At 44.1% G+C, this 14583-nt stretch carries 13 protein-coding genes; 10 read left to right on the forward strand and 3 right to left on the reverse strand.

All coding sequences use genetic code 11. From position 1 onward, the window contains the following. The first annotated feature begins 139 nt into the window (after positions 1–139). The 7 genes from AACQ42_RS09050 (at position 140) to AACQ42_RS09080 (ending at position 7873) form a co-directional block, all read left to right on the forward strand. Positions 140–1096 carry an AAA family ATPase gene (locus AACQ42_RS09050; protein WP_017044390.1) on the forward strand — a complete coding sequence of 319 codons (957 nt, stop codon included), beginning with the start codon at positions 140–142 and terminating at the stop codon, positions 1094–1096. Positions 1097–1116: 20 nt separating this feature from the next. Beyond that, the gene (locus AACQ42_RS09055) at positions 1117–2043 is read left to right on the forward strand and encodes a DUF58 domain-containing protein (protein ID WP_094166026.1); all 927 of its coding nucleotides are present in this window, start codon (positions 1117–1119) and stop codon (positions 2041–2043) included. Next, the gene (locus AACQ42_RS09060) at positions 2040–2510 is read left to right on the forward strand and encodes a DUF4381 domain-containing protein (protein ID WP_010318552.1); all 471 of its coding nucleotides are present in this window, start codon (positions 2040–2042) and stop codon (positions 2508–2510) included. Before AACQ42_RS09055 ends, AACQ42_RS09060 begins: the two co-directional genes overlap by 4 nt. Before the next feature lie 7 nt (positions 2511–2517). Continuing rightward, complete coding sequence (locus AACQ42_RS09065; RefSeq protein WP_094166027.1) at positions 2518–3486, forward strand: vWA domain-containing protein; 969 nt, start codon at positions 2518–2520, stop codon at positions 3484–3486. Then, complete coding sequence (locus AACQ42_RS09070) at positions 3479–5392, forward strand: vWA domain-containing protein (RefSeq protein ID WP_094166028.1); 1914 nt, start codon at positions 3479–3481, stop codon at positions 5390–5392. Before AACQ42_RS09065 ends, AACQ42_RS09070 begins: the two co-directional genes overlap by 8 nt. Next, positions 5386–7038, forward strand: coding sequence for a BatD family protein (locus AACQ42_RS09075; protein ID WP_094166029.1), 1653 nt, complete (start codon positions 5386–5388; stop codon positions 7036–7038). The genes AACQ42_RS09070 and AACQ42_RS09075 overlap by 7 nt, the downstream gene beginning before the upstream one ends. 118 nt (positions 7039–7156) lie before the next feature. Beyond that, positions 7157–7873, forward strand: a complete 717-nt coding sequence (locus AACQ42_RS09080; protein WP_026027736.1) for an SIMPL domain-containing protein — start codon at positions 7157–7159, stop codon at positions 7871–7873. 47 nt (positions 7874–7920) lie between these two features. On the opposite strand, the gene AACQ42_RS09085 is transcribed toward AACQ42_RS09080, so the two are convergent. Beyond that, entirely contained in the window at positions 7921–10068 is a 2148-nt protein-coding gene (locus AACQ42_RS09085; protein WP_094166030.1) for a GGDEF domain-containing protein, read from the reverse strand. A 290-nt stretch (positions 10069–10358) separates the two neighbouring features. Between AACQ42_RS09085 and AACQ42_RS09090 the strand changes: the two genes are divergently transcribed. Both AACQ42_RS09090 and AACQ42_RS09095 read left to right on the forward strand, forming a co-directional pair. Continuing rightward, the gene (locus tag AACQ42_RS09090; protein WP_094166031.1) at positions 10359–10841 is read left to right on the forward strand and encodes a L,D-transpeptidase family protein; all 483 of its coding nucleotides are present in this window, start codon (positions 10359–10361) and stop codon (positions 10839–10841) included. A 121-nt stretch (positions 10842–10962) separates the two neighbouring features. Beyond that, positions 10963–11307, forward strand: a complete 345-nt coding sequence (locus AACQ42_RS09095; RefSeq protein ID WP_010318547.1) for a YajD family HNH nuclease — start codon at positions 10963–10965, stop codon at positions 11305–11307. Between the two features lie 17 nt (positions 11308–11324). Here the strand turns inward: AACQ42_RS09095 and AACQ42_RS09100 are convergent, their stop codons facing one another. After that, positions 11325–11540 carry a DUF3820 family protein gene (locus tag AACQ42_RS09100; RefSeq protein WP_026028221.1) on the reverse strand — a complete coding sequence of 72 codons (216 nt, stop codon included), beginning with the start codon at positions 11538–11540 and terminating at the stop codon, positions 11325–11327. Positions 11541–11650: 110 nt separating this feature from the next. Continuing rightward, a complete protein-coding gene (locus AACQ42_RS09105) occupies positions 11651–13606 on the reverse strand; it encodes an LTA synthase family protein (protein WP_094166032.1) in 1956 nt (651 codons plus the stop codon). Positions 13607–13879: 273 nt separating this feature from the next. Here AACQ42_RS09105 and AACQ42_RS09110 point away from each other — a divergent pair, with 273 nt between their 5' ends. Next, entirely contained in the window at positions 13880–14389 is a 510-nt protein-coding gene (locus AACQ42_RS09110) for a cytochrome b/b6 domain-containing protein (protein WP_017048967.1), read from the forward strand. The last annotated feature ends 194 nt before the right edge of the window (positions 14390–14583 follow it).

Genomic DNA, 14583 nt, shown 5'->3' on the forward strand with positions numbered 1-14583 from the left:
AGTCGAGTATGGTGACCAAACATTCTTTCGTTTCGCCAAATGGATAATAATTCGCCAATCAGTTGATGCATCACACTTTTCATGGAACTTTTCGAATCAATAAATTACTAATTCAGCAAAACAGCAGGAGACCCATTCAATGCCATCGCACGCATTTCAATCGCTACAACACTATTTAAATCAGCAAGTCATAGGCCAGACAGGTTTGGTTAAACAGTTATTAGTTGCACTTCTTGCTGATGGGCACATTTTGGTCGAGGGGCCTCCTGGCCTTGCAAAAACCCGTGCCGTAAAATCACTCGCCGATTGCATAGAAGGTGATTTTCATCGAATCCAATTTACGCCTGATCTGCTCCCCGCCGATTTAACCGGTACCGATATCTTCCGCCCTGAAACAGGTGAGTTCACCTTTCAAGCGGGCCCGATTTTTAACTCATTAGTATTGGCTGATGAAATCAACCGCGCTCCAGCCAAAGTACAAGCTGCGATGCTCGAGGCGATGGCTGAAAAACAGATCACGGCAGGTCGAAAAACCTACCCGTTACCTGAACTTTTTTTAGTGATGGCTACCCAAAACCCGATCGAGCAAGAGGGTACTTATCCTCTACCCGAAGCGCAGTTGGATCGTTTTTTATTGCATTTAAATGTTGATTATCCAGACGCTGAAAATGAACTCGCCATTTTACGTTTGAACCGCGGGGAAGCGCAGGGAATTGAGAAAGTCTCTCCGCCCACATTAAGCCAAAGCGATATTTTCAGTGCTCGGCAAGCAGTGCTGAACATTCACATGGCCGAACCTATTGAGCAATATATTATTCGCCTGATCATGGCAACACGTAAACCCGCAGACTACGATACCACGTTGGCACAATGGCTAGAGATGGGCGTCAGCCCGCGAGCAACCATCGCGCTTGATCGATGCGCTCGCGCTCATGCATGGCTCAGTGGGCGTGATTTTGTCAGCCCTGAAGATGTTCAAGCGATGGTATTTCCGGTTTTGCGCCACCGTCTATTATTGAGCTACCAAGCACAGGCTGAGGGCGTACATCCCAACCAAGTTATCACTCACTTACTTTCACTGGTTGGTAGTGCTTAGCACTAAGACTAAGGTTTACTATGCAAGAGTCACTTCCACCGTTTAGTACGGGTGTCACACTTTCATTGGCTGAACTGTTGCCTTACAAGCAGCACGCTATTCGCTGGCTGCCACCTGCTAAAAGTTTATGGACGCAAGTATTGGGGCAGCATCAGAGCAAGCAACTCGGCCGAGGAATGGACTTTGCTGAGGTCAGGCAATACCAAGCAGGAGATGATATTCGGACCATCGACTGGCGCGTTACTGCGCGTACGGGAAAGCCTCATACCAAACTGTTCAGTGAAGAACGAGAAAAACCCGTCATTCTTTACGTTGATCTGAGCCGCTCTATGCAGTTTGGATCGCAGTTAATGCTCAAATCAGTGCAAGCGGCGCACATGGCAAGCTTGCTCAGTTGGTTAAGCATTGCCAACAAGGACCGAGTGGGCGCGGTGATTGATACTGGTTCGACACTGGTTGAGTTAAAACCGACTAGCCGCCAAAAAGGGCCATTACAGCTGTTGCAACAGTTGGTGACACTACAAAACCAACAGCTGCTGGAGCTTGATAAAACGAAATCACACAGCATGCAGCGCGGCCTAACTGCGTTGAATCGTTTGTGCCCTAAAGGCAGTGAAGTGATTTTGATCAGTGACTTCGTCCATTTCAATGCCACATTACAACCAATACTCAACCAATTGCATAGACATAATCGTGTAAAAATTGTGCACATTTACGATCCATTAGAGCAAGGAGAGACCCAATTTCGCGGTGTAGAACGCGTAACCGATGACCAACAGACGAGCTGGCTCAACTTTTCGAAAAATAGTACGCGCTTAGGGTTAAAAAAAGCCTTTGAATCTCAAAAAGAAAAACTAAAATCATTGAGTCAAACTATGGCAATTTCTTATACCTCACTCTCTAGTGAGAAACCTTTGTTGCAACAACTATCCGGATATAAAGAATGAAGGAATCATCAATAGCTACACTTTTAGATTTAAGCGCGATGCAACTGCCTGAGCTACCCTCTTGGTTTCCCTTGGCTTGGGGATGGTGGGCAAGCGCGGCGGGCATACTGCTCTGTCTGCTGATTCTGGTGTTAGCCATTCGTTGGCGTCGTAAACGCTTAGCCCCGAAAAAAACGGCGCTGCGTTTACTCAACCCCCAATTTGGGCATTTAACTCCTTCTTCAGCGATTGAGCTACTTCGTCAAGCCGCGCTTTGTTACTACCCTCGTATGGAAATCGCACATCTTACCGGCAAAGAGTGGTACACCTTTTTAGATTCACAAATTTCTTACCCTCTTTTTGTTCCCAATGAAACATTGTGGCAGCAAGCGTTATACCAAAAGCAGAAAACAGAACATAGTCAAGAGCTGATTAATCACTGCTATCAATGGGTTAATGATGCTTTGCCGCCTAAAAAACGGAGATAGCTAGGCTTTGGCAAATATAGAGTTATTGTGGTGGTGGATGCTATGCCTGCTGCCACTCCCGCTGGTCGTTTATCGATTCTTACCACCAGCAAAAGAAAGGGCAGCGATTCACCTGCCCTACCTTCCTAAAGATAATCAGCGTCAAGCACCAAACCAGATCATCGCTAAAATCATTGCAAGCGTTATTTGGTGCTTAGTATTGATCGCCGCAGCCCGTCCCGTGTGGTTTGGCGACCCGGTTATTGCTCAGCCCAAACACCGAGATCTGATGCTGGTGGTTGACCTCTCTTACTCCATGAGCCAAGAAGATATGCTGCTTGGCGATCAGTACATTGATCGTTTGAGCGCCGTTAAAAATGTGCTCTCTGATTTTATTGACAAGCGTGAAGGTGATCGCCTTGGGTTAGTCTTATTTGCCGATCACGCCTATCTACAGACGCCGCTGACTCTGGATAGAAACACCATTCGCCAGCAGCTTAATCAAGCCGTTCTTAAGCTGATCGGCACCCAAACCGCCATTGGTGAAGGGATTGGGCTTGCGACCAAAACGTTTATCGATAGTGATGCCCCACAGCGGGTGATGATTTTACTCAGCGATGGCAGCAATACCGCTGGCGTGCTCGACCCAATCGAAGCGGCGAAAATTGCCCAAAAATACAACGCCACCATTTACACAGTCGGTGTTGGCGCTGGCGAAATGATGGTCAAAGAGTTTTTTATGACTCGAAAAATCAATACCGCGGAAGATTTAGATGAGAAGACGTTAACACAAATAGCGACCATGACTGGTGGCCAATATTTTCGCGCACGAAATAGCCAAGATCTGGCCAAAATATACGACACCATTAATCAATTAGAACCCATAAGCCAAGCAAGCCAAACTTGGCGTCCACAAAGCGAATGGTTTAGTTATCCGCTGGCGATGGCGCTCGCGCTTTCTGTACTCTTAGCGCTACTAAGGAGAAATCATGTCTGAGTTTGTTTTTCTTACACCTTGGTGGTTAACCGCACTATTCCCCTTAGCACTACTGCTGGGCTGGTTCACTCTGCGTGCCAAACGACACGCTTTGATAGCACCTCATCTGGCTAAGGCGATGGGTTTGAGCGATAAAAAGCATAACGCGGCCATTGTGATCATCAGCATCAGTTGGCTGCTCGCAGTACTGGCGCTAGCTGGTCCGAGTTTTGAATCTCAAACACGCCCCAGTTATAGCAATAGTAACGCGCGCGTATTAGTGATGGACATGTCACTATCGATGTACGCTACTGATATAAAACCCAACCGCTTAACGCAAGCGCGTTATAAAGCGCTCGACTTACTCACACAATGGCAAGAAGGTAGTACAGGGCTTGTCGCCTATGCTGGGGATGCCTATACCGTTAGCCCATTAACCACCGACACCGCAACCCTAAGCAACTTAGTGCCCAATCTATCACCCGATATTATGCCCTACCCCGGCGCAGATGCGGCTCGCGCGGTTCAATTAGCCATCGACATGATGAAAAATGCTGGCCTTGCACAAGGTGACATTGTGTTATTGGCCGATGACATCGACTCACAAGAGCAAGCTCAGATTGAAACACAGCTTACCAATACGCGTTGGAAATTGGTGATCTTAGGCATTGGTACACAAGCGGGGGCACCCATTACGCTCAGCGATGGCAGCTTACTGAAAAATGCACAAGGGCAGACCGTAGTGGCCAAGACCAACTTTGCCAATATGCAGTCGCTCGTGCAGAATATAAATGGATTATTTACGCCAATCAGCTTAGACAATAGCGATGTCGCAATGATCGCTAAGCTAGACCAAAACGAACAACCACACAGTACAACCAAGAGTCAACAAATGGTGAAAGAGCGCGTTAACAATGGCTATTGGTTAGTGCTGCTCCTCATTATCCCGTGTTTGCTTTTGTTTCGCCGTGGCGTCATTTTTTCTTTATTACTGCTCTTCATCCCTACACTGCACAGCAATAGTGTACAGGCTTCTCCTTGGCTAAATAGCAATCAACAAGCCAAAAAAGCGTTTGATGCAAAGGAGTATCAAGCGGCCAGTGAACAATTTACAGACTTAGAGTGGAAAGGCATCGCTCAATATCAGGCTGGAGAATATCAGGCAGCGGTGGAAACCCTCTCTCAACTGCCACAAGACAATGTGCGAGTGCAATACAACTTGGCCAACGCCTACGCGCAAAATGGAGAATTGGAAAAGGCCCAAACCTTGTATGAAGAGGTGTTAAAGCGCGACCCAAACCATAAAGATGCTCAGCATAATTTGGAAATCGTAAAAAAAGCGCAGCAACAGCAACAGCAACAGCAACAGCAACAGCAACAGCAACAGCAACAGCAACAGCAACAGCAACAGCAACAGCAACAGTCTGGTGAGCCTTCCGATCCAAATCAAGATCAAAATCGGTCGGAAAATAAAAATAATGAACAGAATAAAAACGATGCACAACAACAAGATGGCGAACAAACCGGAGATAAACCTGACGACCAAAGCGATGGCTCACCGCAAGATGACGGCTCTCAGTCTTCGCCTCAATCGGCACAAAGTAAAGATGAGCAAGGTGAGCGATCCAAGGCCAACACGGCGGATGAATCGCCTGCCTCTCAACAGCCGACTGAAGCGACTCAAACAAATGAATCAATGAACAACGAAGATGAGGTCAGTGACAAAGAAGCCTCTGAGCAGCAAACACAAAAGCAATCGCAACAGCAAGGCGATAGCCAAACCGTTGACCCGCAACTTCGTAAGCTAGAACAAGTCGAAAGTGCACGAGATCCTAGTGGCTTACTCAAAGCACAATTGTTGCTACAAGCAAGACAACGGCAAGAAGACCAAGCACAACCTCCACAAAATAACAGCAAGAAGTGGTAAGTATGAAATCGATCAAGCGTTCATTTTGGGCTGCGATTATCAGCCTAGTTTCTGTTGCTCTACTGAGCTCGGCCGCTAACGCGGCTGCACTTTACTCCAGCGTCAGTAAAAATAAGGTCGCGAAAAATGAAGTATTCCAATTACGAATTGTTGCCGATGAAAAAGTATCGACCGATGCGATCGACTTTAAGGTGTTAGAAGGCGATTTTTTTCTTGGCCGCCCAAGTTTTGGTACTTCGGTGAACATCATCAATGGCGATCGCAGCACGCGCAGTGAATGGAATGTATCGTTGGCAGCCAACAAACTCGGCATACTGACCATTCCTAGTTTTACCGTCAATGGGGCAACTACTCAACCGATCGCGATTCAAGTTATCGCTGATGGTGAAGCGCCCAAGCAATCTGACCTTGTTGAAATACAAGCCGATCTAGAACGTAGCAAACTCTACCCGAGTGAAAGCACTTTTCTCAATGCTCGCCTAATCATCAAAGCTGACCCAAGAAGGCTGCAAAATCCACAAATTACGCCACCCGCTGTACAAGGATTAGAACTGACGACCGAGGGAGAAGCTAACCAATACCAAAGCTTATTGGATGGGGTTGAAGTCACCGTTGTAGACCAAAAATTTAGAGTCACGGCCCAAGAGGCAGGAACTTTCACGTTATCCGGCCCTGCGTTTAAAGCTGGCCTCATCTATGGTAACAACCAAACGGGCAGCACCCGCTTGCTGCAAGTCGATATTCCGGCCAAAACCTTTTCGCTCACCGTACTGCCGAAACCAGATAGCTATCAAGGCACTTGGCTACCTACGCCAAAACTAACACTCAACCAAACGTGGCGAGATGCCACAGGGCAGATCATCACCGCCGAGAGCTTTAAAACCAAAGTGGGTGAATCGTTGACTCGTGAATGGATTCTGACAGTGAAAGGCCTTACGCAGACGCAGTTGCCTAACCTCTCAGTGCAATATCCAGACTCAATTCGGCTCTATGCTGAAAAGCCTCAGTTTAAAAGCTTAGATAATGGCGATGTGCAAATGACGCTAAAACAAGTACTCATCCCAAAAACCGTCGGTAAGGTTGAGCTGGCGGATCTCACCGTCAGTTGGTGGGACACCAAAAACGAATCTCAGCAAAGCGCGCAAGCCAAAGGACTAACGCTAGAGGTTTCGCCAGGTGAATTACTCAACCCATCCACCTCTGTGCTGACACCATCAACAGTACAAACCCTCACCGTTAAAGATGCAGGATACTGGCCCTACTTTACCGCATTTTTTGCACTGTTATGGATGGCGACTATGGTAGTCGCTTGGTCATTTCGTAACGCGCCACAAACAGCAACACAGGAAACCAACGCTCATCATCAACCGCTTGAAGGCCACCAATATCAACAGTTAAAAGAAGCTGTACAAAGCCAAGATGGTGCCAAAATCAGCTATTACTTCACCCTCTGGCGCGATTCAGTCGTATTAAGTGATGAAGAGAAAACCGCACTAGATGCACAAGTCAACCAGCAACTTAAAATTTTGTACGCACCTCAGAAAAGTGATTGGGATGGCTCAGCGTTAATCTCTATGATTGATGCCATTCAAAAAAAGCAAACTAAGCGCCAGAATAAAAAGTTAGAATCTCTGGCAAAACTCTAACTGAAAATAGCTGTCGAAATCACAATATCAAATCTAAGGTGTGTTGTTATATCCAAACGACTAGCCGCTGTGACTTCAAGTCATTTTGGGACTGTTGCCAACAAAAGGAAAACAAGGCATGCAAATAAAAAGTAGCGCTTCATTGATCATCGGTTTGAGTTTAATACTCGGGCTCGCAACCCTCGGTTACTTTGTGCAGCAAACGGCTGTGAAATATAAAGAGTATGAGCGCGTGGTGACCGTTAAAGGATTATCAGAGCGAGAATATCCCGCCGACACAGTTGTTTGGCCGATCCAATTTAGTGTGGCCGATAATGATTTACCCACCATGTTCAACACGATTGAAAAGCAGAGCCAACTGGTGACCGCATTTTTAGCTCAACAAGGCATTGATGAAAAAAGTGTCTCGCTATCATCGCCAGCGGTGATCGACAAAAAAGCACAGCAGTATGGCGGAGAAAATTTAGTCGAGTTTCGTTATTTAGCGAACCAAACCATTACGGTGTACAGCAATCAAGTTGACCTAGTGCGCGAGGCCATTAATAAGCTCGGCAATTTAGGAAAACAAGGCATCGTTTTTAATCAAGATCCTTACAACAACCGCGTTGATTATTCATTCTCTGGACTGAATGAAATCAAACCCGACATGATTGAAGAAGCGACCAAACAAGCAAGAGAAGTCGCAGAGAAATTTGCCAAAGATTCGCAAAGCTCACTTGGCAAGATTAAACGCGCTTCACAGGGACAATTTAGTATTGTGGATCGTGATAACAATACTCCTTACATCAAAAAAGTACGCGTCGTTTCAACGGTTGAATATTACCTCTCAGACTGAATAATCTGCTGTTCTCATTATTTTTGTCATGGCTCGCCGCGCCAACACTATGAATTTGGCGCGGCGACTTTATCACTTCGAGTATGGTGTTTTTGCTCAGAGTAACCAACGACTTGGTTTCTACCATTATCTTTTGCTTGGTAAAGTGCCTTATCTGCTTTGCTGTACATCTCCTCAAACTTAAGTTCACAGGGAAGGTACTGGGCAATAGTGTAACCAATCGAGACACTTAAGCAGTCACCATCAGGGTTCTCACTATGTTCAATCTGCTCTCGTTCAATACTAAAGCGTATGCTTTCAGCCAACGCTTTCACTTCTGCTGCATCGCGGTTGGCCACCAACAATATAAATTCTTCACCACCAATTCGGCAAAAGAGTTCATTCTCTGCCTGAGCATGTTGGTTGAGAATATGGCCAATACGAATCAAAGCAATATCCCCTTCCAAGTGACCGTAGTAATTATTAAATAAACCAAAGTGATCAATATCAAGCAAAATTAAACCATAACTTACGGTCTCATTTTGTACTCTCGAACCGATGCGTTCCAATAAATGAGCTAACATCCGACGATTTCCAAGGCGAGTTAATGGATCCATTTTGGCCATTAAGTCCAGTTTGTCGTTCACTTTTTGTAACTCATAGGTACGGTTACGCACCTCAATTTCTAAATTCTCATTCAGTTCACTGATCGCCTGCTGAGCACTGGTGCGCATCAATACTTCGGTTAAATTAGAGGCGAACATGCGGATCACTTCTCGCAGTTGTGAGGTCAGTGGTGAGCGGCGGATCAAATTGTCCGCAGCAATAAAAGCAATAGGTTCGCCATTGTTGGTAAGCATGGTCATGGCTGTCCAGCCAAAACCAACAATGTTGCTGTCATGATAAATAGGGACTGACTCTTCAAAAACCACCTCATTGGGGTTGGCTTTGGCCATATCAACAATCATATTATTGGTGGTCCCAGAACGAAAATAGGATTCATCCACAATGTTGCCTTGGATATCGGTTCCCCACGTTCCTTGAATGTACGAGCAGTGTTTATCGGTCAAAAACACCGCCAGACGATCAATACCCATGCGGTTAATCGCAAAACTGACCGCCGATTTGCACACGTCACTCACCGTCATACAACGTGACAGTTCAACCATGCTCGCATGCAACATGCGAACATTTTGCTCCTGACGCTTGCGAATATAAATTTGCGCAAGCAATGAACCAAAAGATTCCAACATCTGCTTTTGGTATTCAGTAATGGGCTGTCGATTAATGTAGTTATCAATCGCGATCCAACCAATGGTTTCATTACCATCACGTAGGATTAACATCCCATTCCACCCTTGTCCTACCACATTTCCTGCCGTGTATAGAGGGGCATCGTCGATCAGCACCAAACTTTTAGTATCATCAGAAAGACCGCTTAAATAACTTTCTTCTAGCTGGTGCAAATCGTATTGGGTATGGTGTTCGCTCACCGTTTTTCCGCTTTCATCCGTACCATAAGTTCCGCTAAAACAACGTTTTTTCATATCAAGAACTAAAAAAGCGGCTCGATCAAACCCTAAGCGTGTTTTCGTTACATCAACGGCCGCTCTGTGCAGCGCATCTAAATTGTCTGGGTTAGCCAGTTCAATCGCTAATTGATGAACCAGCTTCATGTTATCAATGAACATTTCGCGCTGTTTAATTTCATCCAAATACTTTGCTTCGCGGATATCTCTATTTTTAAACTCTTTTGCCGCTTCAGATTCCGCGCGAAGACATTGCCAACGAGCCGCAATCAGTTGCAAACAATCGAGCTCTCCGGATTCTGTTTTCGCATGAATGTTGACGTTATCAATTGCCTCAAGCAGCAAATAGGTTCTTAAATCAGGGTGGTTATCTAACATAAAAAGATAAGACTCACCGCCCATCACACTACGGTAGTCCCAATTGCAGGTGTTGATCGCTAGTGGAATTAGACCATCTGAGGTGTCAAATTGTGCGGCCCAATTCCAAAAGGTATTTGGATAATTTTGCAGAGCAGTCGGTAAGTTGTACTCAAATAATGACTCATGGCGCTTGTTTAATGTTGGTGCATGAAAGATCCGCATTGATTTGGGAGAAATGAAACTTTGAAGAAAATCAAACGTTGCTTCCGCGAGCATACGATGGTTGCGAGCAGAAGAAATCTGTTTGAGTAAAGTACGAGAGAACATATGAGCGGCCTGACATTGTAATAATTTTCATTGCAAAATTAGACAAAAGATCATGTGCAATCAAACTCTTAAGAAAGTCACTGTTAAGTCGGCCGCAAATTTGCACTCTATGTTTTTACATCCTAGAGTTAACCTACATTTTTGAGATTCTGTTTCCATTTATTACATGGTTAACCCTATTATTTTTAGCATTGTCTTATTTACAAGACACCATTGACAACTAGCCACGTTCATTCTTCCGCTGCATAATGTCTCTCTTTTTGCCACCTTATCAGTACTGACACTCGCTTATGACCCGATACTTTAGGCTACTTTTGTTTCTATGTTTTTCACTCAACAGCGCAGCGGCTGAGATTGATCTGGTCAAAGTGGATAAATCTAAACGTCGCATGTACTTAATCTCGGGACAGCAGATCATTCAAGAGTATCGAATTGCCTTGGGTAAAGAACCCAAAGGACATAAACAGCAAGAAGGCGATCAACGTACCCCAGAAGGTCGATACTATCTTGAAGCTATCAGTAATGATTCTGGCTATTATCGTTCGATTCATATCAGTTACCCGAATCATCAAGATAAAGTGCATGCACAGCGCTTAAGCATCAATCCCGGTGGTGATATAAAAATCCATGGTCTAAAAAATGGCGACAAGCAACGACCAGAATATGTGCAAAGTTTTGATTGGACTAATGGGTGTATTGCACTGACTAACTCAGAAATGGATGAATTTTTGAGCCTAGTCAGAGAAGGCACGCCGATTGAGATTGAGTGGTAAAAGTGACACTTACGCTAAGGTGTGAGGGAGTGCATTAAAATAAATCACACAAACTTTGATTAGCGCAGATTTTTGGTTTTTAATATCGAAAAAGTATTTTTAATCAATGGTTGGAATTAACATGTCGTCAGATTTTTATGGTTCAAGTGCCAATTATGCTCGTAAAGAGAGCGGTTACCGAGAAAAAGCACTTAAACTTTACCCTTGGGTGTGTGGCAATTGCGCGCGTGAATTCGTTTATTCAAATTTACGGGAATTAACTGTGCACCACAAAGATCACGATCACACAAATAACCCTGAAGATGGCAGTAACTGGGAGCTTTTATGCCTCTATTGTCACGATCATGAGCACTCTAAATATTCAGACCACGACCGATTTGGCGCTGAGCCTGTTGCGAGATTAGACGATCATCAAAGCGCGACCTATAACCCCTTTGCCGATCTCGCCAAACTGATGAAAAAATAACGCGGTTAGCCACTAGATCACATACGCTTTAGTGGCTTAACCACGCTATCCAATCCTTCAATTTTCAACGCTAAGCAAAGTTGCAGCAAACGCCCGAGCTCCCCTTCAGGGAAGCCCTTCTTATCAAACCACAGCAAATACTCTTCTGGTAAGTCGATAAGCGCTCGTCCTGCATACTTACCAAACGGCATTGGCATACGCGCAAGTTTAATCAGGTTCTCTTTTTCTAACATTTTGCGTCTCACAAACTGGCTAAACTTGTTTAAGTCCAACCAGTTTATGTTTATCAGCCACTTTTGGGTACTGATTTATCGCATAACGCTATAAGTGGATAAAAATATAATCAATATGAATCAGATGCGGTGTAGTAGTTTTCTTTAAACGCTAAGCTTCCCCACATAGCATTGGCATGAGCACGTTTAACCACTTCTGGATCCAACTCTTTTTCTGTCAGGGTATCTGATTTAAAATCATATTGATAAGTAGAAATACCTTGCTCAGGCCGAATAACAACCAGTTGGTTGTCTGCTGTCATATAGCCATAGTTTTTATCTCGTTGCATCATTACTCGCTGCTTCTCAGCAGGAACATCATGAGTTAAATCGAACCCAATCATTGGGTTTTGGCTACTGATACCGGCCAAAGAAAGCAGTGTGGGTGCAAGGTCAATTTGACTAACTAGACGATCGTCAATGCGGTGTTCAATGCCGCCACCAAAAATCACCGCTGGAATTCGAAAGTAATCGACTGGTACAGGCTGATTACCCTGTGTTCTAGCATCATGATCTGCCACAGCAACAAACACCGTGTTATCCCAATATGGTGACTTTTTCGCTTTTTCAATGAACTGTCCAAGCGCATAGTCTGCATATTTCACCGCATTTTCCACCGTTTGCTTTGGCTCATTATACGGTTCAATCACGTTATCAGGGTATTCAAATGGGCTGTGGTTCGATGAGCTAAAAACTAAGCTAAAGAACGGTTTACCTTCACGACTCATCTTCGTAAATTGCTGATCTGCCTTATTGTAGAGATCTCCATCTGACGCGCCCCATGAACCAACATATTTAGGCGAATCAAAAGTTGGGAAGTCTTGCATATCGACAAAACCGTTACCCAAGAAGAAACTCTTCATATTGTCAAAGTGGCTTTCACCACCGTAAATAAATTGTGTGTGGTAATTTCGAGACTTTAATAAATCCGCAATTGAAAAGAAATTCGTTTGGCTTTTACCTAATTTGACCACTGAACGTGCAGGAGTCGGAGAAAACCCTGTGGTCACCGCTTCAATACCACGAACAGAACGCGTTCCCGTTGCGTACAAACGGGTGAATGCCCACCCCTCATCAATCAATTTATCGATATTGGGTGACGCATCGATACCACCAAGACGGCTAACATAACGTGCACCGTGACTTTCAAGCAAAAGGATTACGATATTTTTAGGCTGGCCTTGATAGGTCGCTTGGTGCATTGCCATGCTAGGTTGTTGTGCAGAGACAAAGTCTTTATTGTCGACATTCATGGATGCACGAATTTCTTGGACGATCTCCTCCTTATCCATTTTCGGGTAAAACTCGAAAGCACTCGCTTCAGATTTCATCTGTTTAGCAGCAAAAATCGCTGAAAATGAGGAATTTAACGTTAAATCATTCACCAAAGGGTCACTAGAAAAAGCCACCATCGCCGGATTTAATGGACGGTGTCCCAGTGAAGAACGCGCCCCAAAAATACCAATAGCCACAACAAAAATAGCAATCAGCGGACGCCAATACCATTTAGGAAAGCTTAAGTTCGAAACAAGCTGCTTGCTCCATTTCCAACCGACAAAAAGTGTGAACGTGGAAACTACGGCACCAAGGAAAAGTTCAAATTTATAGCCACTCCAAAGCATACTGAAAACTTCTTTGGGATAAATGAGATATTCGATAAAAATTCGATTAGGTCGCAGATCGTACTCAATAATAAATGGCGGTGTTGCTACTTCCATGTAAACAATCAACCACAAACCGCCGGTAATCCACACACGTAAAAACCAATGCCAGATCCGACCGACAGCATGATCGCCAGACAGTAGGCTAGATAACAACGCTGGTAAAATGAGCAAATAACAAAGAGAAACAATATCAACTCGCAGACCACTTAAAAAAATGGTCAGCCATCCACCAGCATCACTCACCCGTTCAAAATGCCAGATAGCCAGTCCTAAACGAGAAACAAAAAAGATAACTAACCCCACCACGAATACGGCAGCAATCGGATAGAGAGGCCCTAAGTAGGGTTTGATTTTATTGAGCATAAATTTCAACAACTATTAAGATTAAATGAATGATTAGATAATACGTTAAGGCATTGATAAAAGAAATAAGTTCCATTTAATTTTGTAAAACGAAAAACTATCGCCTATTTTATCTTCATGCGTTAAATGTCTTAAGTTTTTCTTAAGATTAATATGGCAAATTCCTTTATCGAACACTGACAGAATTAAGAATGGCGGGATTTATTTAGATTAATTAAACGACAGAAATCCATTTCAATCTTGATAATATAAACAAAATAGAGGAACGCTAAAATGCCTAAAACTTACAAATGGGATCTATTTGTTCGCTTGACACATTGGATTGTGGCGGGATCTTTCTTAACCAACTATCTCATAACAGAAGAAGGTAGTAAAACACACCAATGGATTGGCTATCTACTGATGATCACGATATGCCTTCGTCTCATTTGGGGGCTTATTGTCCATTCCCCTGCTCGCTTGTCTGCCTTTAAGCCTTCAATACACAATGCGTTTATTCACATAAAGCAAGTGATAGAAACGAAAGAAGATCACCATGAAGGGCACAACCCAGCTGGAGCTGTGATGGTCTGGATTTTGTGGTCTGGCCTCCTCCTAACAGGACTTAGCGGCTGGGCAACACAACTGGATATGTTATGGGCAAATGACTGGCTCAGCGAATTGCATGGAGCGCTTGCAAATCTAACGATGCTGGCAACGGTAAGCCATATAGCCGCCATTGTGATAATGAGCCACTGGACTGACCACAATTATTTAAAAAATATGCTGTTACATAAAAAATAGAAATATGTTCATTGAACCTGAGTGCTTAGGTTAATCAGGTTTAATCGACTAAGTAACAGGGGTGTCTTTACAAAAAGATCCGTATTTAATGCTCTATTTAACTTTTAATTAGTATTCATGACTGAAGAGGCCGTCTAAATTTTAATCATTACTATGGCGATTTTTGTTAATAGGGATAACATCAACTTTGTATT

This window comes from Vibrio sp. V12_P9A6T4, assembly GCF_963874835.1.
Lineage (GTDB): Bacteria > Pseudomonadota > Gammaproteobacteria > Enterobacterales > Vibrionaceae > Vibrio > Vibrio anguillarum.

Bases quoted from the DNA above. Each gene is read 5' to 3' on its own strand.
- AACQ42_RS09055 (WP_094166026.1), top strand. From the start codon at position 1,117: ATGCAAGAGTCACTTCCACCGTTTAGTACGGGTGTCACACTTTCATTG.
- AACQ42_RS09110 (WP_017048967.1), top strand. From the start codon at position 13,880: ATGCCTAAAACTTACAAATGGGATCTATTTGTTCGCTTGACACATTGG.
- AACQ42_RS09090 (WP_094166031.1), top strand. From the start codon at position 10,359: ATGACCCGATACTTTAGGCTACTTTTGTTTCTATGTTTTTCACTCAAC.
- AACQ42_RS09080 (WP_026027736.1), top strand. From the start codon at position 7,157: ATGCAAATAAAAAGTAGCGCTTCATTGATCATCGGTTTGAGTTTAATA.
- AACQ42_RS09105 (WP_094166032.1), bottom strand. From the start codon at position 13,606: ATGCTCAATAAAATCAAACCCTACTTAGGGCCTCTCTATCCGATTGCT.
- AACQ42_RS09060 (WP_010318552.1), top strand. From the start codon at position 2,040: ATGAAGGAATCATCAATAGCTACACTTTTAGATTTAAGCGCGATGCAA.
- AACQ42_RS09050 (WP_017044390.1), top strand. From the start codon at position 140: ATGCCATCGCACGCATTTCAATCGCTACAACACTATTTAAATCAGCAA.
- AACQ42_RS09100 (WP_026028221.1), bottom strand. From the start codon at position 11,540: ATGTTAGAAAAAGAGAACCTGATTAAACTTGCGCGTATGCCAATGCCG.
- AACQ42_RS09085 (WP_094166030.1), bottom strand. From the start codon at position 10,068: ATGTTCTCTCGTACTTTACTCAAACAGATTTCTTCTGCTCGCAACCAT.
- AACQ42_RS09070 (WP_094166028.1), top strand. From the start codon at position 3,479: ATGTCTGAGTTTGTTTTTCTTACACCTTGGTGGTTAACCGCACTATTC.
- AACQ42_RS09095 (WP_010318547.1), top strand. From the start codon at position 10,963: ATGTCGTCAGATTTTTATGGTTCAAGTGCCAATTATGCTCGTAAAGAG.